Origin of the sequence: Shewanella sp. SACH, assembly GCF_001887095.2 — a bacterium.
Classification (GTDB): domain Bacteria; phylum Pseudomonadota; class Gammaproteobacteria; order Enterobacterales; family Shewanellaceae; genus Shewanella; species Shewanella baltica.
Genome location: NZ_MPDG02000007.1, coordinates 102,615 through 126,658 on the forward strand (window position 1 = coordinate 102,615; position 24,044 = coordinate 126,658).

Consider the following 24,044-nt stretch of genomic DNA (forward strand, 5'->3'; position numbering starts at 1 on the left):
AAGACATAGAAAATGCATATTTACCCCTAAAAAAGCGCTTTATACTACGAACGAGTTATTTAGCTTATATCTTAGAAAATAGGACCAATTAAATAGTCAACATAACAAAATAATTAAACAACACTCCATGCAATTAATTGTTTTAATAGTTGTTACTCAAAATAAAAATATTCGTTATAGAACGCGAAACCGATTAATGACTGCATAAGCACTAAATATGTTCTAACTCGTGAAAAACGACTTATATCGAATTAAGACGCCAAATATGGATAGGATAAGTCATTAAAATAGCGTTTTAAAAACGAATCTAAACACAAAAAATTAACACAAAACACACTTTTCAGACATCTTAGTTGTGGCATACTGCTGCGGCTTTTCTCGATTATCACTCTTTAATCGATTCAAACGGATTTGTTCGGGGTCCCGTATTGGCCGATATAAGGCCAAACTGATAATAAAATAATAATGATGAGTAATGTTGATGATAAATAAATCCAAAATCGCGATATCTTTGATCATGGCGGGCTTGGCATTGAATGCCAATGCCGAATTATTAATTAGTGAAGTGCTATACGACACACCAAATAATGACAGTGTCGAAGAATATATCGAACTGTTTAATCCGGGCTGTGACACTATCGATTTAAGTCAATACCAATTAAAAGATAATGGTGCCAGCTTAAACCTCACTGGCACTTTAACGGCGGGGCACTATTTCACTGTTGCAATCAATGCAGCGGGCTTTAACAACCTCTTTGGCTCAACACCCGATATCGCCCCTATGCCACTTAGCTTAGGTAACTCGGGTGACTATGTCCGCCTCACTAAGGGTACTGATGAAGTTGATCTTGTCGCTTGGGAAGGCGGAATTGCAGGTTGGAGTCTCAATGTTCGTGATATTTCCCTTGTTCGTACAACCAGCATTAACAGTAAGTCACAAGCTGATTGGGCCGCCAGTAACAATGCCGGTACGCCAGGAAGCGGTAACTTAACGTCCCAATGTAATACCGGCGGTGATAATGGCAGCGGTTCCACGCCACCAGCAACGGCTGACAATGTGCTTGAACAGGGTGAGAGCCAGCTCAACCTAAGTGCAACCCAAGGCCAAGTACTCAAATTTGTTGCTGATATTCCTGAAAACGCTACGGATCTCAGTTTTACGATGAAAGGTGGTAGCGGGGATGCCGATTTGTATGTTCGTTTCGGTAACGAGCCGACGACAAACCAACACGACTGCGCCCCTTACCTTTCTGGAAACAATGAATCCTGCCCTATAGCAAATGCCTCTGCAGGACGTTATTACGTTAATATCTTCGCTTATCAGAGCTTTAGTGGCACTAGCTTAACGGCTAATTATACAATCACAACAGCACCCACAGCTCCAGATAACGGTACTGGCGGCACAACACCTAATCCTGATGGCTATAGCTTTGATAGTTATTATGCGAATGCGATAGGTAAAAGCGGAACCACACTGAAAACGAGTTTGAATCTGATTATTCAAGATCAAACCCACTTCAGCTATGCGCAAGTCTGGGATGGGTTGAACTACACAGATGAAGATCCAAATAACAGCAACAACGTAATTCTACTTTATACCGGCCGCTCAGAGCCGAAAACCAATCGTGCAGGTATGAGCAGCTCACTCGATGCTTGGAATCGAGAACACGTCTGGGCAAAAAGCCATGGCTTCCCCAATAGCAGTCAACACGCTTATACCGACCTTAACCATTTACGTCCTGCGGATGTGACAGTCAACAGTACACGCGGTAACAAGGATTTCGCCTTAGGAGGAACGCCTCTGAGTGAAGCACCGGCAAACAAAACTGATAGCGATAGTTTTGAACCTGCCGACATGGTCAAAGGCGATGTCGCACGTATGGTCTTCTACATGGATGTACGTTATCAAGGTGGGGATAACAGTGGAACTCCAGACTTGAGCATAGCCAAAGGTATGACGGGTGAAGGTGAACCGCTACTCGGCGATCTCTGTACCTTGTTAGGCTGGCATATCCAAGATCCTGTGAGTGACTGGGAACGTCGCCGCAATAATCGCGTTTATGAGCTACAACACAACCGCAACCCGTTTATTGATAACCCACAATGGGCAGCTGATATTTATAGTGCCTCATGTAACTAATCTTTAGATCTCGTCCTCACGTATAAGCCCGACCACGAGTTGGGCTTATTACTTACGACAAAAATACATTAAGCACTTAATTTGTAAAGATTAAACAGATTACACATATCATAACAACTCACTAACCATAGCTATCATCCATAAACGTTCAAATCCTAGATGACAATTCACCCAGTCGCTGGGATGCTAGGTCCTAATCTTTGGGTATAAAATATTTTAATAAGCATCAAATTAAATTTGATCGCAAAACATCCACAGCTGTCAGGCCACAAATTAACACCCTAAATCCCCTATCGACTCCCAACTTTTTCCTTGTAATATAACGCTTTCACTCATGTTGAAACCCAAGGATGACAATGTATACCCCTAAGAATATGGCGATGACAGATCAGCAGGCCATCACAGCTTTTATCACGCAAAACAGCTTTGGTTTACTGGTTTCGAGCTCACTTAATGCAACCCATATTCCCTTTGTACTCGATGCAACAGCGGGAGAGAATGGCGTGTTGTACGGCCATGTTTCGCGAGCGAACTCACATTGGCAAGAGCTTGAAAACCAGCGGGTATTGGTGGTTTTCAGCGGCGCACACGCTTACATTTCACCGACTTGGTATGACGCTAAACCTGCGGTGCCTACATGGAATTATGCGGCGGTGCATTGTTATGGCGTCGCAAGCCTGCTGAGTGATACCGAAACTCAAGACATGTTGGACAAGCTAGTCACAAAGTACGAACCCAAGCTATTGCAAGATAAACAAATTATGCCAGATGAGTATCAGCAGAAACTGCGCCAAGCTTTAGTCGGCTTTAAAATTGTGATTGATGAGATTCAAGCAAAGGAAAAGCTCGGCCAGCATAGATCCATTAGCGATCAACAGGGTGTGTTCAACGGCTTAAGTGTCAGCCCAAATGCCGATGCGGCGCAATTAGCCCACTATATGAATCAACGAGATATTGGCAAAGGTAATGGCTGAGCCCATGCCGCTAAGCCAATACTTTGATTAGCCACTCACAGTCGCGCAGCACTGTTAATCATTGTTGAATTTAATCAGGCACCCATAGGTCTTATGTAAAATCATTGAGAAGAAGACTTTAACAGCCTGCCCATATCTAAAACATTGCACCAATGACTAACCGCCAACCTGAAACACTGCTAAATTACAGTCCTAACTCGCACGAATAAGGAAGCTGCATGCTGAATCCTGAACACAGTTACTGGCATGACACGCTTAAAGCCATTCGTCGTTGCGGTAGAAAACTCATTGAATTTGAACTGCTATTTACCTTAGTGTCGGCGGGTATTATCGTCCCGTCTTTTGGCTGGCTACTGCGTCACCTGATTGCCAAAACTGGCAATGTCACCATAACCAATTACGACTTGATCGCTTTTGCCATGTCTCCCTATGGCTTGCTATTTATGATCATTACCCTATTCAGCAGCTTTACCGTGTTTTTTACCCAGCGCGCTGGGGTCACGATTCTCGCCGCATCAGGGTTATACGATATTCCCATTGGCCCAGTGCGGGCACTGATTTTCGCCACGGCGCGCTTACCCGTATTCATTCGCCTTGGTAGCATATATGCAGCTTGCTTACTGCTGCTCAGCGTACCTTTCATGGGATTAGGGTATCTCATTTTCAGCGTGTTTCTACAGGGACACGACATCAATTACTACCTGTATTTCAAGCCAGTAGAATGGTATTTAGCCTTATCGAGCATGGCCTTCTTAGCATTACTCTATTTACTTATTAGCTTATATCTGTGGGCCAAAGCGGCCTTTTCCCTGACGATAATTGTCAGTGAAACAACCGATGCATTAACGGCACTCAAACGCAGTTGGCAGTTAAGCGCGGGCAATGAACGCGCGATTATGTGGCACGCTGCTGGTTGGTGGTTAAGGATTGGTGCTTTGCTGTACCCCTTAATGCTGTTGATCTCATGGGGGGCCGATAGCTTACTCGACCGGGTTTCACTGACACTTTCGGCAGAATTAGCCATGTTGGCCCTCGTCTCTGCACTGATTTTTATGCTGAGTGCAACTTGGTCCTTACTCGGCATGTTTGGCGAAGCCTTTATCATCTTGTTGTTATACCGCCAACTGGGAGAGAAACCTGCAGGGTTAGAACGCCTTGGACGAGAGACAGTAAAAAAGACTTCAGAGCTGTCGATTTACACTCTAAGTGGCGTCTTGGTTACGACTTTTTTAATCATGCTGGGATTTGGAGTGTACGCCCTAAGCAGTGAGCCACAAAGGGATGAAATCCTCATTTCAGCCCACCGAGCGGGGGCCGCTAGGGCACCAGAAAATACCCTTGCGGCTTTGCGTTTAGCTATTGCAGAAAAGGCCGATTATGCTGAAATAGATGTGCAAACCGCCGCTGACGGCACCTTAATGGTGCTGCACGATGCGGATTTAATGCGTATCGCGGGCGATCCACGGCGAGTAGCCAATCTCAGCGCCAGTGAAATACAACAACTCGATGCGGGTCGCTGGCACAGTGCCGCCTTTGCAGGTGAATCCGTGCCGACGCTACTACAAATGCTCAATGAGGCGCGCAATAAAATAGGTTTGAATATTGAGCTCAAATATAATCAAGCCGATCCCACCTTAGCACAGGCTGTTGTTGCCCTGCTGCAACAACAAAAAATGACACAACAAGTGGTGATTACCTCGCTCGAAGCAAGAGCTATTGAAGAAGTGCAGCGACTAGACCCTTCAATCCAAACAGGGCTGATTGTCACCCAATCTATCGGCGACCCGATTAAGTCGAATGCACAATTCTTAGCGATAAATCAGTCGATTACTAATGAGAAGTTTATCGCCAGAGCACATAAGGGCGGCAAGCAAGTACATGTATGGACAGTGAATAATCCGCGACAAATGCTACGCATGTTAGCACTGGGAGCCGATGTGCTGATCACCGACTATCCACAGGAAGCGGTGGAAATACGAGAACAATGGCTATCACTGTCACCCGTTGAGCAGACGGCACTGCGTCTACGTTATGTGCTGTAAATGCCGCAACGATTAGCTGGGCATAGCCTCAAGGCGCTTAGCTCGACGCTGCAGTAACCAGAAGATAACTAATACCCCAAAGGAAGCGGCGAAGGTAGTCAGCGTCAGCGCAAAACCTTTGAATGACAATAGGTTTAAGCTAAAACCATCTAACGCCAGCACAGCTAAACCCAGTGGCATTTGGATGAACACAGCGGTGAACCAATCGAAGGGGAGTTTAGGAAAAATCCTGTGATAAGCGTAAAGCACTAAACCTGCTAGCAATATCAGCAAACTCGCATCGTGAGCCCCTAACAGCAGGTACTCCACACTGTTCGGCGTAATCTTGGGTACAGCACTTAACATATCCAGCATATAACCCGCGCTAGCAACTAATGAGAAACTGATAAAACTCAATAACGCTAATAAGATACCAAAGCCAAGAGCGGGTAAATATTTCATTGAAGGTCTCTCTATTTGCAGCTGAAAATAGGCAGTATCATTTCCCGAAAAACCACAGCAGCAAGCCACAGAATAGAAAAGGGACTTTAGCTACAATAGCAGGCTAAATTTCCCTTAGCTATTAAGACCATAGTCTTATGGTAACCACAAACTTATACATATGAGTACAGTTAACGACAGGCAAAAACGTGAGCGTTTACACTTAATGCTTCGCCTGAAACTCAGCTAACTGTTTACTGTATTTGTCTTGGAAGAATGGATGGTCAGTTAATTCAAGCGCTTGCTTTTCATACTTAATCGCTTCAACTAGCTGACCCTGGCTCGCATAGACGCTTGCCAATGCATGGCTGGCCTCGAATGCTGTTGGGATCGCTTTTAAGGTTTGCTGATAAATGTCGATAGCTTTGGTGGGATCAGTCGTCTCGACAGAACTTGCCAACGCGATAAGCGAATCGATAGCGGGCACGTCAAAACCATATTTGTCGTTCGACAGGGTTTTATAATGCGCCAAAATAGCGGCTACGCCTTGACGTGATATTGCCGAGTCAGGCTTAAGCACTTGGTGTACATCGTTAAAAATCGCTTCAATACCATATGCCGTAGCCAAAATAGGTTGCGTCATATAGTAAGTGCCATCGAAGCGCTTGATGCGATAATCGAGTAAATTAGTAGCGTTCGCTTTGATGATGGCTTCAAGCTTGGCAAAGTCAGCTAACTGATTTTGTTCGAAATCACTGTCGCTAGTGCTCATAAAAAGGAATCTTTGCTTCCCTTTCATCCCTGCGAGCTTCTTTGCAGCATCTGCCATTACAAAAGCGTAGTTATCATCCAGTACCGGACTTGCGGCGATGTAAGCATTAAATAGGCTTGGGCGATTCAAAAGCGTATAGAGGCTGAAAGTGGCATTGCCAGTGAAGCCATTGAGGATCCGAAAACCATTTGTGCGATATTGTTTATCGATGGCGGGCAGTAGATCTTGCTCCATAAAATCTAAAAATTGCTGATTTTCTTGCTGCTTAATGGCTAAGCTTTTTAACTCACCCAAGCCTGCATGACCATCTGGCGCCGTCACGATAATGGTTTCCAGCCAAGGCCAGCCACCGTTATGACTCATCCAATCTTCCATTCCAGCGAGATAGTCATGACTACGAGGATGTAAATCCACCAGTACCACGTAACGTTTATCAGTATTGGACTGGTAACTGGCCGGCAATGTCACCTTAAAGTCAGCAGGCTCAGTTAACAGGCTCGAACTGACCTTTAACATCAGTGGTTGAGCGGGAAAAGTATCATCGGCATTTGCTGACACATTGAAGAATGCAAAGCTGTAAATCACCAGCAGAATTAATAGCGTACGCATAAAATTCATTCCTTGAAAATCAACTATATAAGTATCAGCCGAAGTTAACACCCGTATTATTGAAAGTAAATCCGATCTCACGGCCTAATCCTTCTGCCAAGCATATCGCAAACCCTAAGTATTCCCATTTAGGCTGTGATAGCTGTGGTAAGACTCGCGAAATAGACTAGCCAATTTCGCCAATAACGCTTAGGATCGGAGTTGCATTTTTAAGCCAACATATTGTGGAGTATCAAAACATTATGGGTATCAGAGCCATAGTCGTAGACACAGCAGGCACCACGACAGACCTAAACTTTATCCAAGATGTACTATTCCCCTATTCTGTCAAAGCCTTGCCAGACTTTTTAGAACAGAACCAACACAATGTATTGGTTGAAAACTGTATTTGCGACACCCGAGATATCGCCCTAGAGCCAGATGCGGACTTAGCACGCGTGACTGAAATTTTGCAGCAGTGGGTCAGCGAAGATCGTAAAGCGACACCACTCAAAACCCTGCAAGGCTTGATCTGGAAGCAAGGCTACGCCCATGGCGAATTTAAGGGCCATATCTTCCCTGACTTTATTGAAGCGGTGAAACGTTTTAGCGCGCAAAATTTGCGTATTTACAGTTTTTCATCGGGCTCTGTTGATGCGCAAAAGCTGTTATTCAGCCACAGTGACGGCGGCGATTTAACCGAGATGTTCAACGGTCATTTTGATACCCGTACAGGCAACAAATTAGATAAACAGGCTTACTGCAATATCCTCAACACTATCAGCTTAAGCCCTAAGCAAGTGCTGTTTGTGTCTGATGTGATTGAAGAATTAAAGGCTGCCGAAGCTGCAGGCATGATGACCTGCCAAATGGTACGCGATAGCACACAGCGCACTGGTGAGTTCCGTATAATCAGCAGCTTTGATGAGTTGCTGATCGAATAACGTGATTGTTGAAGAACGCAATAGTCGACTAACTCAGCCAAGCTGATTTAGCCAAAAATGAAAGCGACCTTATGGTCGCTTTTTTATGGGTCGGCCTATTTGCCCTTTTCCGTCAGTGGAAACGCGGCCGAAATACACTTTTTCACTTCAAAACGATAACCATAATCCGCTTTCTTATCCGGCGTGATCTGCAAAATCTCATAGTCATTTAACTCGATCACATTCGATTCGGCGGGCTTTTCACAACGCGAACGGCTATTGGCTTCAAGCGCAAAGGCAAACGTCGCTAACCATTGCCGCACGAGATACTGATATTGCGCCCGCACCGACGCATAGGTTTGCTTGCGTTCCGCTTCTTCGCGCTCATCGGCGGTTTGTTTATCAGCCGGTTTGTCGGCTTCAAGCTCGGGCTTAATCTTAGCTAACTCAGCAATCGGTGCCGTCAGCACATCGGTCGTATGCGGCATAAGCCCTAATGCTGGCTCGACGGGATTATGTTCAGAGGCTTCTTGAGTTGTTGTAATAAAGTCTGCGAACGAGGTTTGAAGGCGGGTTTCTAAATCAATCAGTAAGCTCAAGTGATATAAGACCACAGCCGCCAACACGATACGGATCGTAAAGGTCGTTTTACGAAATGATGTATGTGAGGTGATCCGTAACGATTTGACACCCAAAGGTTTAAGCAAAAAAATTAAGACTAAATAGATGGGGATAATCAACTGCAATGCCAGCAGCACAATTGCGCTCACCATTAAAAACCAAGCGGGCATATAGAGTAAAATCGCTAAGTTATGGGTGTAATCCAGATGACTTGCCGACACCCCGACCACTTCGTTAACTATGGCGCCAGACCATCCTAAAGCAAAGTTGGCAATAATGGCATAAAACAGCAACAACACAGCCTTGCCTGCCAAACTGTGCCAGACCCGCTCGAACACGGGCCAAAACTCGATAGCCATAGCGATAACCGCAATCACGGCGACCACACCCATCAAGTCGGTACTAAAGGCCAATATCAAGGCAATAAGATACAGCTTTTGCGCAAAGGATAACTTAGCAAACCCTTGGCTTAAGTAGCGCCACAACTTGCTCAACCCTAGTTGGAGCTTGCTAGGCAAAGGCTTAGTGACTTGCCGTAAGTGCTGGCGGGCAGATTCAGTGTAACGACCTAAATTCATTATTATTTTAAATTCCGTTTACGATTAAGACGAACATGAGTTGCCAATGTAAACTGCAAAACCTATGGCGACACTCGCGTCACCTATGCCAGTGTAGCGGCTAACTTTGGCAATTCACTAGCAAAACTTGCCGAATCGTCCCTTAGCGGCGAAATGAATCTCCCGCGAGATTTTATGTCGATGATGCGGAACAAAAATACCGTTTAAATGGATTTGAAAATAATACCTATGAGTAAAATCAAAGCGACCTTAAGATCGCTTCACTGAAGTGCTATGAACCTAACTCAAAATAGACTCAAACGACATTTAACTCCCGCTCGGCAAAGACAGCTTTCGCGACGAACATGCCATTCAGTGCTGCGGGGAAGCCCGCATAAACCGACATTTGCAGTATCACTTCGACGATTTCCTGCGGTGCACAACCGACATTCAACGCGCCATTAATATGGACGTTAAGCTGCGGCTGACAATGCCCTAATGCAGTGAGCGCCGCGACAGTGACTAACTCCCGCGTCTTAAGATCGAGTCCTTCACGCTGATAAATATCCCCAAAAGGATATTCGATAATGTACTTGCCCAAGTCGGGGCAAATATTTGCCAGACTACTGATCACTTTCTCGCCCGCCTCGCCGTCGATTTCAGTCAGCTTAGCTAAGCCCTGCACATACCTTTGATTACTCATTTTGACTCCTTAGGATTTGACCACAGAAGTCAGCTTACGCCTTAGAGTTAACTCTAAGTCAACGGCTGATTGATGAATAATGCAGGTAGCCCTGTGATTGAAGCAGGAAGACAGCAGCTAAAGATAAAAGCGAAGAATATTAATCGATTAGGATTTAAATGCAGAACTTAGCGACTGAACCGAATCGCTAAGCTTAATCACTGAAATGCGTTTGGTAATAGCGGATTTTTTGCTCGAGGGCGATCAGGTGCGCCTGCTCTTGGCGAATACGCTCAGCCAATTGTGAGGCATGTTGCTCAAGTAATTGCTGTCGCTCACCTGCGGTTGTATCGCCTTGAGCACGCAGTTCGGCATAGGTCAAAATCTGCTTTAGTGGCATGCCCGTTTCTTTCAAGCGATTGATAAACCCAATCCATTCTGCTTCTTTCGCGGCATAGTCGCGGTGCCCGCTCGCATTTCGCACCACAGACCGTAGCAAACCGATTTTCTCGTAATACCTGAGCGTATGCGCCGACAATCCAGTAAGTGCAGCAAACTGACCTATGTTCATAATCTAACGATCCGCAGGATGGTTAACGCCATCATTCGTGGGCACATTGTCTAAATCGAATGGATTGACCCCTTCGAGGCAACCAATGTTGTAACCATATTCATGGGGATTGGAACGCCGCTGGTGATGAGTGTAAATACCGCAGTTGGCGCAAAAGTAATGCTTGGCAGTTTTGGTATTGAATTGATAGCATTTCAGTACATCTTCACCCTTGAGGATTTTGATCCCCGCCAGCGGTACAGAGCCGACAATCGCGCCCTTACGGCGGCAGATAGAACAATCGCAGCGGCGCGGATTTTCGATGCCATTGGGCAGCGATAATTGCAACACCACAGCGCCACAGTGGCAAGACGCTTGATGTTCAGCTTGAATATGGGTGTTTCCGACTCGTTTAATCATGCACTGCTCCTTGTTTCGCTTAATGTTATCGCTAAATGCCTATAACGCCATGGCTTGTCGCTTGTTCTTTATGCTGCTAGTCTGACCATCTTAAACGAGCGTTTCAACTCGCATTTTTAGATCGGCAATTCAATGCCAAACACACTGGAAAACATAATGGAAAAGTTTCTCGCACAGCACCCTATAGTGACCGAAATCCCTGTGGCTTGGGGCGAAATGGATGCGTTGCAACACGTCAACAACGTCGTCTATTTCCGCTATTTTGAGACAGCACGTATCGACTTTTTCAATCGCCTCTTCCCGCTAGATACCCTGTATAAATCAGGTATTGGCCCGGTGATCAGCGAAAATCAGGCCCGCTATAAACGCCCAGTGACCTTCCCCGATACTCTATTAGTGAGTGTCAGCATTAGCGATATTCACAGCGATAGATTCACCATGCATTATCAGGCTTTTAGTAAACAGCAGCAGGCAGTAACCACCTTAGGTACTTCAGTCGCCGTGATGTTTAACTTTAAAACCGGCAAAAAGGCCGACTTACCGGCAGAACTGCTGGCGATTCTCAAACAACACGAAGTCGCCTAAGCTAACCAAATCGATAGCTAAATTGCCAGCACACTTTAAGCCACTCCTTGAGGGAAGCATGTATGTCAGATAACGAAAATATTGAGATAGCCATTGAACATCAACAGGATAGACAGCGTTTTATTATCCCTGTCGATGGCTATGAAGCCGTGTTGGAATACCAATTATCAGGCAAGGATATCGATTTTAGCCGCACCTTTGTCCCCAACGAACTGCGCGGTAAAGGACTTGCCGAACGCTTAGTTCGCCACGGACTTAAATGGGCAAAAAACCAAGATTTGGCTATCCAAGCCAGCTGCTGGTATGTGCAGAAGTTTTTGAAATAGCCTATTTCACAACAAGTTAGCTAAATCCAATACACAGGGTAATGGCGCTTGGGATCGGTGGAGAGGTTATTGACCACCAGCGCGACCAATAAGAGTAATACTGAGCCGAGGAACACTGGCATTAACGCGTAGAGAAAGCCGAGTTGATGCACGTTTTCACCACCAATCACGGCTATCAATGCCGTTGCGCCGCCAGGTGGATGCAGAGTGCGGGTCAAGTACATTAATGCGATAGACAGGGATACCGCTAAGGCGCTGGCCAGCACCACATAATCGCCACACACTTGGTACACGGCGACCCCAATTAAGGCCGATAACACACTGCCACCAATCAAGTTGCGCGGTTGAGAAAACTCCGCCAGCGGTGCGCCGTATACCAGTACAGCCGAAGCGCCGAATGAGCCAATCACAAACATAGTACCGACGAGGTTTTCGCTCATATAATTTGCGAGACTCGCGACCAAGTAAATGCCACAGAAAGCCCCAATCCATGACCACACAATCTTTTTAAGTGGCTGTCTTGGTGGACAAATGTCCTTCGAGCGCATGCGGGTAAAATAGAATCTCATGATTAATCCGAACCGATAAAAATTAGGCGATACAGAGAAGTGATCTGCATCACAGTTAGCGGGCCGACAAATTAACGCTTCAGCAGCGCAATTGCAATTGCGCTGACCGAGAGACAGGGCAGATTAAGCGCTTTCACCATTCAGCTTGGCGAGCATTTCGCGGATATCTTCAGGAATAGGGCGGCTTTTTTCGCAGCTGTAGTCGTAATGCACCAGTGTAGTTTTCACTTCGGCGGTTTTATTGCCCGCTTGCCAACAGGTTTGAGTCAGTTCGAAGCTGCTATTACCGATGCGACTCACAAAGGTTTTCACTGTCACGCTTTTGCCGTAATAGGTTGGCGCGATAAACGCCACGGTAAAGCCCGCGACAATTAAGTTCCATTGCTGCAAATCCAACTCTGGATTAAAAATCTCGAAAATTGGCGTGCGCGCTGCTTCGCACCATACGGGGATCACTGTGTTGTTGATATGGCCTAGACCATCGGTTTCTGTGAATCTTGGGTGTATTTCGAGGCTGTATTCGGTAACTGACATTCGGACTTCCCTTTTATTGTTATTCTATAAGCTGATGAATTTAATGATTATCGCGATTGAGCTACCCGCACCAAATTCATCCTTTATCCCAAGCCTACCAGACCCTAAAGGCTAAACAAACCTAGATCTTAGAATTGGCAACTGGCGGTTTCTGCCGCTTGCTTGCCATTGGCATCATACTTTTTAAAGCATCCTGCCTTACCCATATCATAAATTTTTTCATATTCTAACTTACCACTACGGTAGGACTTAAACACACCATGGCTTTTAGGGTTTTCTAAGTGATAAATTTTGCGCCCTTTGGTCACATGCGAATAATCGGAAAAACCCGGCTCTTCCTGATAAATCACCCCATTGATATAGCGCTTATGGACCACATGTTGTTCATCGATGCGCAGCATTTCACTCGATAACTTACCATTGATGTCGTAACACACTTTATCTACGGCATAATTGCTATCTAACTCTTCGATGCAATTCACAGCACCATTATCAAAGTACTCCCGCTGTATACCACAGCGCGCAATAGCGTTATCCCAGTAGTATGGCGCACCATTCCAGGTTTCCCCTTCTTGCTGGCAATAGTTCCACAGCTTATCTAATTGGCCGTTAGCATAGAAACTGTAACGTGGGCCTGAGAGGCGATTATTGACATTGTGAGCATAAATACGAAGAGCATAACCGCCCGTGGTCGAATAACGCAGACTTGGACCGTATTCCTTACCCGCTTGGTAACTTGTCATCTCTAACAAACGGCCATTGGCATCAAACTGGTATGTTTTATCTAACAGGCCATTGCTGTAGTAAGCTAATTTGTACAAGCTGCCGTTGCTATGATACTCACGCTGTTCACCGTGCTTTATCGATGAGGTCTCGGTATTTTTTTGATTGATTATCCCTGCACAATCCGCTGCGTAGGGATTTTTACGCATAATGCATTCGTCTTGCGAGGGCTTAAGTGTCACTGTTTCATTTAATTTAAAACTCATTAACCCTGTCAGTTCACCCTTAGTATCAAAATGCATTTGCGGGCCATCTAGCTCACCTTGGCGATAGTTTGAGATACTACTCACTACATTAGGGCTTGAGTACCAAATACTCTGACCATCGAGCCTACCCTGTTCATAATGGCTGGTAACAAGCAGCACATTATCTTTATTGAATGACTTAGCCTCGCCTTGGCGCAAGCCATTAAGATAACTCACCTCGGCTTTACTACCCCCAGCAAAAGTAAACAGCCAAGGGCCAGTGCGTTTCCCCCCAAGGTAACTCCCTTGACCTAGACTATCGCGGTAATGGCCAACCGATATCTTTTCAGTCCAAGGCCCTTGTTTTACACCTTGTTCATAGCGGCCTTTCGTCCCATCTTGCTCTAACCATTCACCGTCTTTGACTCCGTTGCGATAAATGCCTTTTTCCATTAATTGCTTAGCGCCTTCGGTGCTGGAGCCATAATCTAGTGCATAAATTTCGTAGGGGCCGTCGAGCACATCCTGATTGTAGTGGGCAAAACCGAAGTTATCGGCCTCATCGAATATCGACTGTGCAATCCATTTACCTTGTTTTTTACCGTCAAGGTATTCGCCTTCCCAATAGGTTTCTCGGCTATCGGCTTCCATCCACTTACCGACTTTTTTACCCTGCTTGTAATCGCCCGAATACATCACATTGCCATTGCGGCCATCGTAAGCAACATAGGCACCATCGAGCAGACCTTGGGCATAATGACTTTCACTCGCAAGCCCTGCCCAAGTGCTCCCCATGCCCATGCTCATAAAATTGTAGAATGGGCCTGTGCGGGGGATTTCAGCGCCGCCGCTTTTAAGCCAGTCGAAGTGATCGGCCTCAAAGGCCACACTCACCAATACAAAACTACCGTCTTCTTCGCTATAACCACTGCGATCAAAGGTGGTCACTAAGCTGTATTGGCGCTCAATGCCTTGAGCATCTTTATCTTTGCGAGTCAGTGGATAACGTAATTTATACTCGACGGCGGTTTTTACATCGACGGGTGAACCTTCGGAATTTCGATAACCCACTAAGGTTGGCCTGAGCTTAGTTGAGCCATCGACAATCGCTTTAATGGCAGGATCTTCAATTGCTTCAACATCATAGGTCATACGGTATTGCTGTGGCGGAATTTGGCTTAGTACTTTACGGACGCCGCCCACGGTAAACGTGGTTAAGGTTGGGGCCACTTCATCGAGCACAACTTGTAGGCGCGGTAGTTTAGTCAGCTCTTCCCCATCAAAACCATAGCCGCGCAGGTGCTGACCATCGGTATCCTTGAGCATGACGATCACTTCTTTAGTGCCGCCTTTATCAAAGTCATAGTAAAAAACCGCCACTATTTCGGCTCGGCCATAATCGTCAATACGCACGCCGGGCGCATCGCCGTAGAGCATTTCGCCCCACACTTGCTGATCTTTTTGATAGAAATTAAGCCATTGGCCATGGGGTAAATCCACAGGTCCGTGGACGATTTTGTCGTAATCCGCAGCGACAGCAGCAGGAGTGACAGAAAAAGCAGACAACAACACCGCAGTGGCTGCGAAAAGACTACGAATCGAAAGTTCCATTTAAACTACGCCCTTTATACCGATAACTTGCGCCTCATGCGCACCAGTAAACGGAGCGAATTTTAAGCTAAGTTAAGCGCTGCAGGAAGTAGCAGAAACAAAAAAGGCCGCAACAGCGGCCTTTAGTAACAACGACTTAACAATCAGCTGTTGTACATAGCATTAATTTCGTGGGCGTATTTATGATAAATCATCTTACGGCGCAACTTGAGCGTTGGGGTGATTAAACCCGCTTCCATCGAGAAGGCTTCTGGCAACAGTGTGAACTTTTTAATCTGTTCAAAGCCCGCCAGCTCATGCTGCAACTGCTTGAGACGTTGTTCAAAATGCTCAACCACATGACTATGGCGTAGCAATTCTAAAGGCGACTCATACTTCAGCCCTTTGTCCTTCGCCCACACTTCCAGTGATTCAAACGCTGGCACAATCAAGGCGGTCACATAGTTACGCGCATCGGCAATAATCGCCACTTGTTCGATAAAAGGACAACAGCCCACAGCACCCTCAACCCGTTGCGGCGCGATATATTTGCCGTTAGAGGTTTTCATTAACTCTTTGATACGGTCGGTAATAAATAAGTTACCGTTCGCATCGAAACGTCCCGCATCACCGGTTTTTAACCAACCGTCTTCGAAGGCGGCGGCGGTATCTTCTGGTCGATTGTAATAGCCACGCATCACAGTCGCACCGCGGACTAAAATCTCATCGTCCTTGCCTAGCTTGATTTCGGTTTCCAACAGAGGTTGACCATTAGAACCTGGCACTCGATTACCTAAGGTATTGCAGGTCACGGTTGCGTTGGTTTCCGTCATGCCGTAACCACACAGCACAGGAATATTAATCGCATGGAAGAAGCTGCCGACATTCACATCTAATGCCGCGCCACCGCAGGGCATAAACTTCAAACGCCCGCCAAGCACGGCTTGCAGCTTGCTATACACAAGTTTGTGGGCCAAACGCCATTGCAGTGACAACCATAATCCGCCCTTAGCACGACCTTGGCCGACTTCGAACTGACGTTGACCAACGCGCATAGCCCAAGCAAACAACTTCTTACGACCATCGGCTGACTTGGCGACTTTATCTTGTACAGCGCTGTACACTTTTTCGAGGAAACGCGGCACCACACACAAGGTATGCGGACGCACGGCGCTAATCGCCTCTTTCACTCTTTGGGTATTTTGCAAATAGACGTTATGACCGCCACGGCACAAGACGTAAAAACTCCAACTGCGCTCAAATACATGACTCAAGGGCAAGAATGCCAAAGACACATCGCCAGAATGGAAAGCCAGTTTTTGATCGTGTTGACGTATGGTCGAGGCCATATTGCGGTAATCCAGCATCACGCCTTTAGGATCGCCAGTCGTGCCAGAGGTATAAATTAAGGTCAGTAAATCATCTAGATTGGCCGCTTGTAAACGCTGGTTAAGCTCAACTTCTTGCTTAATCGCTTTCGCATCGCCCGCTAGCAGCGCATCTAAATGCCAATGTTGCTCAGCTTTGTCAGCGGCAAGTGCCACGCTGGCATCAAAAACAATCACATGCTCTAGGCTTGGGCATAAGCTTTGAAGCTCGCAGGCCATAGCGTATTGTTTAGCATCGTCGACAAAAATGACTTTCGCTGCCGCATCGTTAACGATAAAGCTCGCCTGCTCGACGGTACTGGTGGGGTAAATCGGCACCACAACGGCGCGACTTTTAAGTGTACCGACATCGGCACAGGTCCACTGTGGGCAGTTTTGCGCCAAAATAACGCAACGGTCTTGCACTTGTACGCCAAGTTCGATCAACACTTGTGCAATTTTACTGCTAATTTGGTCAAAGGCTTGCCAGCTCACCTGATACCAAGGAGCGGCCATTTCAAAACCTTCCAGCGCTATCGCGTCTTTTAAAGACTCGCTCTGCTGCTGTAATAGTCGAATAACATGATATTGATCGAGAGACATAAGAGACTCACCTTTTAGCTTACAAGTGTACCGCTTTTGCGCCATTCTACCTGAAGGCCAGTCAAAAACTAAGAGTTTTTGCTCTAATCTTGTGCAAGCTGAGTCCCAATATCGCAATCTATATCCGTTTAGCCGCTAATGACATCTCCCTTCCAGAGGGTTTTCTTGCCCCAAATCAGTACTATGCTCCCAAGTATCATTAAGAGCATATCCCAGATAAACCAATCGCCTAGATTGCCGCCATCGCGTAACAATGCGAGGCTGATGGACACCCACAGGGAATGCCCCGCAACAACCATCATAGTGAGCGTGACATGCAACACTCGGCGACACATGCAGCCAAAACCTAAGGTCAAAGCGCAGGCCCAGTAAGTGCTGAGCACCAGATGACCTACTAACTGCATATTCAGATCACCACTGAGCCAACCCAGCAGCAGACTACACGCCAGCATAATGCCGACGACCACATTCAGCAGTCGTTGCTGGCCACGGCAAAAAGCCGCTATGAGTCCTTTTCGACCATCAAATCCTGGCATCAGCAATAAGGTTTCTGTCGAGCGCGAACGCTGCACTCGGCTCCAATGCACCAGCGAACACATAATCACGCTGAACTGTGCCAACAGCAGTAACACGGGGAAATTCTGATGGAATTGGTGCGATAACACCCCAAGCACTAAGCAGACTGCCGGTATAAGCAGCAGTAAAATCGTCAGCATAGGGCCGATAAAAAAATTGGTGGGATGCAGATAACGCTCAAAGCGGCTCAAGATACGCATCGATTGCAAATTGGGCAGCCAGAACCAGCCCATTTCGAGGCCATTGAGGTACACAGTTCTCGCCTCAGCACGCCAAGGTAAAGCCCGGCAGATACGGATAATGAAAGCACCTAACGCCACCAGTGCAATCGCGCTTAACCATAGGGGGATATAACCTGTAATCAAGGAGATAAACGGCACTAAAACAAACAATAAAAAGGAGGCGTAAAACCACTGAGTGCTGAGTAAACACAGGCAAATAAAGGCAAAACTCATCACCAAGGCCAACACTAAGGTGGGTAGACTAGACGTTGAACCCAAAGCTAAACAAAACAATACGCTTATGCCCAATACGCTGGTTAACACCACTGCGCTTTGGATATAAATATGGCGGCGATAATGGGGAATTAACTGGGCGCACTCGCTCGCCATCAAACGTATGAGTTGCCATGCCACCGCCGCCGAGCTTGAAACGATTCCCATAGAAAACAACAGTTCAGCACTGTCACTTTTGCCCTGCAACGCTGTAATGCAACCTAAGATCATTCCCAGTAAGCCGGTACCTAAAAAGCTCACACTGCCGACGTCAAAACACCAAAGACGCAGCATGCCATTAAATGGATTCATCAACCGCGCGCCTTTCATCTTAGCCGTCGGCGTGATGTTTAGTTCTGGCGCACTCATCTGTGTAGCTCCATAAAAAGCTGTTCCAGATTAAGGGCTTCGTTCTTTAACACGCCCGAGATTAGCGCGCTGTGTTCGCCCAAATCCACCAGCACTGAATCACCGACACGACTCAACACAGTGACCGACTCAGGCAAAACCGTTTCGGGTGCAAGTGTGAGTAGACGCACCTGTTCCCGTAGGGCATCGATTTCTTTAAATAGCACTAATTCGCCGTGTTTAATCAGCGCCACATGACTGGCAACCCGCTCGATATCTGAGGTGATATGGGATGAAAACAGTACAGCGGAACCCGATTCGAGGGCGAGATCGAACAAATCGACCATAAATTTGCGCCGCACAATCGGATCGAGACTGGCGACCGGTTCATCGAGGATCAATAGCTCAGGGCGATAGGCCATCGCCATAATCAAGGCCAATGATTGCCTTTGCCCCACAGATAAACGTTGCACCTGTTGGGTTACATCTAACTCGAACCGTACTAGCCAATCTTGCTCTAATTGCATGTCCCAATTGGGATAAAAACTGCGGTGTAAATCGAGGGCGCGTTCAATGGTAAAACCTTCATAACCAAAAGGTTGCTGCGGCACATAGCCTAAAAGCTCCTTTGCCCTGGAGGTTAAATTCTCAGGCGTTTCGCCTAAGGTAACAATACTGCCAGAATCCGGCGTGAGCACACCCAAAGCGCAGCGCATTAGAGTCGATTTACCAGCCCCATTTTGCCCTAATAACCCGACCACCATGCCCGCCGACAAGGTTAACGATAAATTCTTAAGCGCCCACTTTTCACCTGCGCCTTTACCGCGAAAGACTTTATTCACTTGGCTAAATTCAAGTATTGGTGTGCACGCTTGGTCCATCGAATATCATCCTTTTTTATTCTATTTTATCGATAAGTGACAGTAGGTTAACGCTAGTCTTGCCAGCGTTCATTTATCAATTGCATTAACTCGGGCAGGCTGACGCCTAGCTGTTTAGCCTGCGACAACAAAGCATCGAGTTGGGGTTCGAGCATGCTCACCCCCGATGCCATAGTCTCAGTGCGCAACGCGACTTTTGTCGCTTGGCCACGGCGGCGTTCAAGCCACCCCTGATCGACAAGCTGCTGAATCGCGCGGGAGACAGTCATAGGATTCACCGCAAGATACTCGGCAATCTGGCGCACAGAGGGCAAGACATCATCCACTTGCAGCTGACCGCCCACAATTAAACGCACGACTTGTTCGTGTAATTGCTTGTAAATTGGTTCACCACTGCTGGGGTTGACATTTAAAAGTTCTAACATTAGCCTCTACACACTGTATTAATACATTGATACACCGATACACTGGTAGTTAAATTAACACACTCGTCCTGAAATGCAAAAAGGAAAGCGCGCATGATAGATAGCATGACACACAGGAAGTTAAGCAAAACCGCTCAACGCCTTACGCCAACTCGGCCACGGCATGGCGCAACTAATGCCACAGTTGCCACATGGCGCACGCGTATTTTAAGCACACGCATGTTAAGCATGAGCGCACTTATGCTGGCGATGGCAAGTACGGCGACGTGGGCGAGTGATGTAAAAAGCCAACAGACACAAGCGACGGCTGATATCGCGAGGAACATGGCGAATAACACCGACACTTGTTATGTGGAAGGCGTATCCGATCGCCTAAACTGCGGTTTTGTGACTGCGCCAGAAAATCCTAACAAACCCGATGGCAAACAGATCCAAGTGCATTACGTCGTTTTGCCCGCGGTGAAAAACGTCAACCATGAAGAAGCCTTACTCGCCATTGCTGGCGGCCCAGGACAATCGGCCATAGACAATGCGGCGGGTTTCGATGCCATGCTGAGCAAAGTCCGCCAACAGCGAGATATCTTGCTGATCGACCAAAGGGGCACAGGCCGCTCGAATCTGCTGACTTGTGATGAAGGCGCGCAATCTCCACTGTCATTCGATGATGACAATGCCGACACCAAAGCCGAAACCCAAAAATGCTTAGCCAAAATCGATGCCGACGTCACCCAATACGGTAGCCTCAACGCGATTAAAGACTTTGAAGCCGTGCGCCAGCATTTAGGCTACAAAAAACTGCATATTTACGGCATCTCCTACGGCACGCGTATGGCGCAGCTTTACATGCGTTTATACCCGGCACACTTAGCCACAGTGACCTTAGACGGCATAGTGCCGATGCAACAAAGCGTATTAGAAATCGGCGCATCGATTGATCGAGGCTTTGATTTACTCTTTAAAGATTGCCAAGAAACCACCGCTTGTCATGCCCAGTTCCCAGAGCTGAAAGCCGAATTCGACCAAGTCGCGGCCTCACTCGCCAAAGCGCCCGTGATGGAAAACGTCTACGATCCTGTCACAGGTGAAAAGACCATGCTGACTATGACGCGCGGTAAGTTCTACGGCTCCATCCGCATGGCGCTGTATCAAGCCAATGTGCGCGCCTTAGTGCCCCATGCGATTCACCAAGCCGCGAAACACAACTTCCAACCCATACTCGGTTTGTATTCCCTCACTATCGACAATGCTGGCATGGCGATGGGTATGCACGCATCCGTGGTCTGTGGCGAAGATATGCACCGTATTACGCCCGCCATGCGCGAACAGGCTCAGCACTCCTTTATGGGCAAAACAATGCTCGAAGGCTTAGAAGCCACGTGTGAAGTATGGAAAGTCCCCGCGGTCGATAAAAGCTTTAGCGAGCCCATCAGCAGCGATATTCCGACCTTGTTGTTATCCGGCGAAATCGACCCTGCGACACCACCGAGTTGGGGCGAGTTAGCGATGGAAAAACTCACCAATGCCAAGCACTTTGTCGCCCCCTATGCGACCCACGGCGTGGCCTATCAATCCTGCGCTAATAACCTTATCGCCGATCTCGTTCGCTCGGGTTCCGTGAACGATCTCGACGGCGAATGTTTAAAGAAAGATGTGCGCCGCAGCTTTTATTTAAATGCCAGCTCGGTAGAACCGCTTGATGCGACCAGCACAAAAACCACCGCAGATGATAACGCCAGCACTGGGGCCAAGGAGTAAGCCATGATCAAAGTATCCAATCTTTCCAAGCGCATCGGTGACGTACAGGCGCTCAATGACTTAAGCTTCGTCGCACAAAACGGCCAAATAACAGGATTACTCGGCCCCAACGGCGCAGGTAAAACCACCTGTTTACGCACGATTTTTGGCTTGTTGAAACCCGATAACGGCAAAGCAGAAATCGAAGGCATAGATGTCGCCATCGACCCTATCGGCGCGAAGCAGCAACTCGGGTTATTCCCCGATCCTTTTGGTCTGTACGAACGTTTAACGCCACGGGAATACATTCGCTATTTTGCCGAGCTAAGCGGCTTATCATCCAAGGAAGCCAAGGAAGCCACCAGCCAAGTGATTGCGAAATTGCGCTTGGAAGATATTAGCGATCGCCGCTGCAAGGGCTTCTCCCAAGGGCAAAGGATGAAAACTGCCCTCGCACAGGCCATAGTCCACAGCCCGAGCAATATCATCCTCGACGAACCAACCCGTGGGCTCGATGTGATGAGCACTCGCCTGCTGCGTGACATTCTTATCGACCTTAAGAATCAAGGGCATTGCGTGTTGTTCTCTAGCCATGTGATGCAAGAAGTCGCCGCACTGTGTGACCAAGTGATCGTTATGGCCCAGGGCAGAGTCGTCGCCATTGGCAGCCCAACCGAACTGTGCACCCAAACGGGCAAAGACACACTCGAAGAAGCCTTTATTCAACTTATCGGCACAGATGAAGGGATAGCGGCATGATGACTCAGCAAAGATTACGCCCGCTGGTTTTAACCTTTAAGAGCTTGATATGTAAAAGCGTGGCATTTAAGAACATGGTTAAAGGAATGACAGCATGAATAAAATAATGGCTATGGTTCGTAAAGAACTCATCGATGCCGCCCGCGATAAGCGCTCTGTGATGGCGGGGCTTTATTACGCGATCGGCACGCCGCTGATCATGTGCGGCCTGTTTATGGTGTTAATTGGTCAGCTGACGAGTCCAGATGATCTAAAAATCACAATTACCAATCCCGATAAAGCACCGGATTTAGTGCGCTTTTTATCGAATAAAGGCATCAGCAGCGGTGAAGTGAAGGACAGTGAGCTTAAAGCCATAGAGCTTATCATCAGCCCCGACTATGCCGCGCAGATGAATCAAGGCAAAGGCGCCGAGATCACGATTGTTGCCGATAATTCCGATGAAAAACTGCAAAACTCGATTCGCAGACTCGAGAAGCAACTGCAGTCCTACAGCACAGAAATGGGCAGCCTACGGTTGATTGCCCGCGGTATCGATCCCCGCGTGATGCAGCCACTGAAGGTCAGTGTCCACGACCAAGCGACTACAGACTCTAAGGGCGGGATGATCTTAGGTATCGCGATTTTCACTATAATTTACTCAGTGTTTATCTCGGGCATGAACCTCGCCATAGACACCAGCGCGGGTGAGCGCGAACGTAACTCGCTAGCTCTGTTACTCAGTCATCCATTGACCACACGCCAGTTAGTGCTGTCGAAAATCATCGCTGTGAGTCTGTTTGCCCTCTTAGGCTTAGTGCTGATTTTGCTGGTATCTAAAGTCGCCTACACCTTTGTACCTTGGCAAGAGCTGGGCTTTAGCGTCAACATCACCACAGAATTTATGGCGCTGATGTTAGTGGTCGGTATCCCGGTTGCGTTAATGGCCGCTTGCCTGCAACTGTTTGTGTCTTTCATGGCGAAAACCTTTAAGGAAGCCCAGTCCTACCTAACCATGGTGCTGTTTGTGCCCTTAGCCTTGTCGATGGCCGCCAGCTACAACATAGCGCCAGATATGCTGCAGTGGCTGCCGGTCTCGGGTCAGCAACAGGCATTAATGGACTTTATCAAAGGTAAAGACTTGCCCATGTTGCAGTTACTGGTTTCGACCTTAGGCACGCTCGCCATCGCGGTACTACTCGCCTTTGGCATGGAAAGGTCGCTCAAGAGTGAAAAAGTGATCTTCGGTTTGTAGGATGCTTCGATTGATAAACTTGGGGCAATAAACTTTAACCGACAAACTTGGGAACGACTATCCTGTCGTTCCCAAGTTGAAAACCTCAACAGTAATGGGAGTTTGTTATGGAAAACGAATATGTCTTAATGGTGATTATGGTCACCTTCATCATAGGAATCAGTGCCACTGAAATGTTTAAGCATTATCTAAAGGCGCGCCAACTTGGAGTAGGCGCCACAGACGATAGCCACCTTAAGGATAAAGTGACTCAACTCAGCCTACAAAACCAAGCGCTAATCGAGCGAGTGCAAGTGCTTGAAAAAATAGTGACAGAGCCAGAGTACGAGCTAAAGCAACAGATTAGCGCGTTAAAATAAGAG

The 24,044-nt window shown here is 47.2% G+C and carries 23 protein-coding genes; 10 read left to right on the forward strand and 13 right to left on the reverse strand.

Features of this window, described 5'->3' with window-relative positions:
• Positions 1–481: 481 nt before the first annotated feature.
• The 3 genes from BM607_RS19490 to BM607_RS19500 all read left to right on the forward strand — a co-directional run bounded on the left by BM607_RS19490 (position 482) and on the right by BM607_RS19500 (position 5,156).
• The gene (locus BM607_RS19490) at positions 482–2,140 is read left to right on the forward strand and encodes an endonuclease (protein ID WP_071940597.1); all 1,659 of its coding nucleotides are present in this window, start codon (positions 482–484) and stop codon (positions 2,138–2,140) included.
• Positions 2,141–2,496: 356 nt separating this feature from the next.
• Positions 2,497–3,114, forward strand: a complete 618-nt coding sequence (locus tag BM607_RS19495) for an FMN-binding negative transcriptional regulator (RefSeq protein ID WP_071940563.1) — start codon at positions 2,497–2,499, stop codon at positions 3,112–3,114.
• A gap of 218 nt (positions 3,115–3,332) precedes the next feature.
• Positions 3,333–5,156, forward strand: coding sequence for a glycerophosphodiester phosphodiesterase (locus BM607_RS19500; protein ID WP_071940564.1), 1,824 nt, complete (start codon positions 3,333–3,335; stop codon positions 5,154–5,156).
• A 12-nt stretch (positions 5,157–5,168) separates the two neighbouring features.
• On the opposite strand, the gene BM607_RS19505 is transcribed toward BM607_RS19500, so the two are convergent.
• Positions 5,169–5,597: a hypothetical protein gene (locus tag BM607_RS19505; RefSeq protein ID WP_071940565.1), complete on the reverse strand. Its 429-nt coding sequence runs from the start codon at positions 5,595–5,597 to the stop codon at positions 5,169–5,171.
• Positions 5,598–5,799: 202 nt separating this feature from the next.
• On the reverse strand, positions 5,800–6,957 hold the full coding sequence (locus BM607_RS19510; RefSeq protein WP_071940566.1) for an alpha/beta hydrolase-fold protein: 1,158 nt from the start codon (positions 6,955–6,957) through the stop codon (positions 5,800–5,802).
• Positions 6,958–7,199: 242 nt separating this feature from the next.
• On the opposite strand from BM607_RS19510, the gene mtnC reads away from it, so the two are divergent.
• The gene (gene mtnC / locus BM607_RS19515) at positions 7,200–7,880 is read left to right on the forward strand and encodes an acireductone synthase (RefSeq protein WP_071940598.1); all 681 of its coding nucleotides are present in this window, start codon (positions 7,200–7,202) and stop codon (positions 7,878–7,880) included.
• A gap of 95 nt (positions 7,881–7,975) precedes the next feature.
• On the opposite strand, the gene BM607_RS19520 is transcribed toward mtnC, so the two are convergent.
• From BM607_RS19520 to BM607_RS19535, 4 genes are all read right to left on the reverse strand, one after another.
• Positions 7,976–9,058 (reverse strand): hypothetical protein, encoded by a 1,083-nt coding sequence (locus BM607_RS19520; protein WP_071940567.1) that lies wholly within the window; start codon positions 9,056–9,058, stop codon positions 7,976–7,978.
• A 295-nt stretch (positions 9,059–9,353) separates the two neighbouring features.
• A complete protein-coding gene (locus BM607_RS19525) occupies positions 9,354–9,740 on the reverse strand; it encodes a carboxymuconolactone decarboxylase family protein (protein ID WP_071940568.1) in 387 nt (128 codons plus the stop codon).
• A 193-nt stretch (positions 9,741–9,933) separates the two neighbouring features.
• Positions 9,934–10,290, reverse strand: coding sequence for a MerR family transcriptional regulator (locus BM607_RS19530; protein WP_071940569.1), 357 nt, complete (start codon positions 10,288–10,290; stop codon positions 9,934–9,936).
• Between the two features lie 3 nt (positions 10,291–10,293).
• Positions 10,294–10,689 carry a GFA family protein gene (locus BM607_RS19535; protein ID WP_071940570.1) on the reverse strand — a complete coding sequence of 132 codons (396 nt, stop codon included), beginning with the start codon at positions 10,687–10,689 and terminating at the stop codon, positions 10,294–10,296.
• 156 nt (positions 10,690–10,845) lie between these two features.
• Between BM607_RS19535 and BM607_RS19540 the strand changes: the two genes are divergently transcribed.
• Positions 10,846–11,274, forward strand: coding sequence for a thioesterase family protein (locus BM607_RS19540; RefSeq protein ID WP_012586384.1), 429 nt, complete (start codon positions 10,846–10,848; stop codon positions 11,272–11,274).
• A 62-nt stretch (positions 11,275–11,336) separates the two neighbouring features.
• Positions 11,337–11,600 (forward strand): GNAT family N-acetyltransferase, encoded by a 264-nt coding sequence (locus BM607_RS19545; protein WP_012586383.1) that lies wholly within the window; start codon positions 11,337–11,339, stop codon positions 11,598–11,600.
• Between the two features lie 20 nt (positions 11,601–11,620).
• Here the strand turns inward: BM607_RS19545 and BM607_RS19550 are convergent, their stop codons facing one another.
• The 7 genes from BM607_RS19550 to BM607_RS19580 form a co-directional block, all read right to left on the reverse strand.
• Positions 11,621–12,169 (reverse strand): HPP family protein, encoded by a 549-nt coding sequence (locus BM607_RS19550; RefSeq protein ID WP_071940571.1) that lies wholly within the window; start codon positions 12,167–12,169, stop codon positions 11,621–11,623.
• Between the two features lie 123 nt (positions 12,170–12,292).
• Entirely contained in the window at positions 12,293–12,703 is a 411-nt protein-coding gene (locus BM607_RS19555; RefSeq protein ID WP_012586381.1) for a thioesterase family protein, read from the reverse strand.
• 128 nt (positions 12,704–12,831) lie between these two features.
• Entirely contained in the window at positions 12,832–15,282 is a 2,451-nt protein-coding gene (locus tag BM607_RS19560) for a hypothetical protein (protein ID WP_071940572.1), read from the reverse strand.
• Between the two features lie 143 nt (positions 15,283–15,425).
• Positions 15,426–17,231, reverse strand: coding sequence for a long-chain fatty acid--CoA ligase (locus BM607_RS19565; RefSeq protein ID WP_071940573.1), 1,806 nt, complete (start codon positions 17,229–17,231; stop codon positions 15,426–15,428).
• A 128-nt stretch (positions 17,232–17,359) separates the two neighbouring features.
• Positions 17,360–18,670 (reverse strand): ABC transporter permease, encoded by a 1,311-nt coding sequence (locus BM607_RS19570; RefSeq protein WP_071940574.1) that lies wholly within the window; start codon positions 18,668–18,670, stop codon positions 17,360–17,362.
• On the reverse strand, positions 18,667–19,530 hold the full coding sequence (locus tag BM607_RS19575) for an ABC transporter ATP-binding protein (RefSeq protein ID WP_071940575.1): 864 nt from the start codon (positions 19,528–19,530) through the stop codon (positions 18,667–18,669). The genes BM607_RS19570 and BM607_RS19575 overlap by 4 nt, the downstream gene beginning before the upstream one ends.
• Before the next feature lie 53 nt (positions 19,531–19,583).
• Complete coding sequence (locus BM607_RS19580) at positions 19,584–19,955, reverse strand: GntR family transcriptional regulator (RefSeq protein ID WP_071940576.1); 372 nt, start codon at positions 19,953–19,955, stop codon at positions 19,584–19,586.
• Positions 19,956–20,048: 93 nt separating this feature from the next.
• Between BM607_RS19580 and BM607_RS19585 the strand changes: the two genes are divergently transcribed.
• From BM607_RS19585 to BM607_RS19600, 4 genes are all read left to right on the forward strand, one after another.
• Positions 20,049–21,710, forward strand: a complete 1,662-nt coding sequence (locus tag BM607_RS19585) for an alpha/beta fold hydrolase (protein ID WP_071940577.1) — start codon at positions 20,049–20,051, stop codon at positions 21,708–21,710.
• A gap of 3 nt (positions 21,711–21,713) precedes the next feature.
• Entirely contained in the window at positions 21,714–22,448 is a 735-nt protein-coding gene (locus BM607_RS19590) for an ATP-binding cassette domain-containing protein (protein ID WP_071940578.1), read from the forward strand.
• 94 nt (positions 22,449–22,542) lie between these two features.
• A complete protein-coding gene (locus BM607_RS19595) occupies positions 22,543–23,682 on the forward strand; it encodes an ABC transporter permease (RefSeq protein ID WP_071940579.1) in 1,140 nt (379 codons plus the stop codon).
• Between the two features lie 107 nt (positions 23,683–23,789).
• Positions 23,790–24,041, forward strand: coding sequence for a hypothetical protein (locus BM607_RS19600; protein WP_006083751.1), 252 nt, complete (start codon positions 23,790–23,792; stop codon positions 24,039–24,041).
• Positions 24,042–24,044 lie beyond the last annotated feature (3 nt).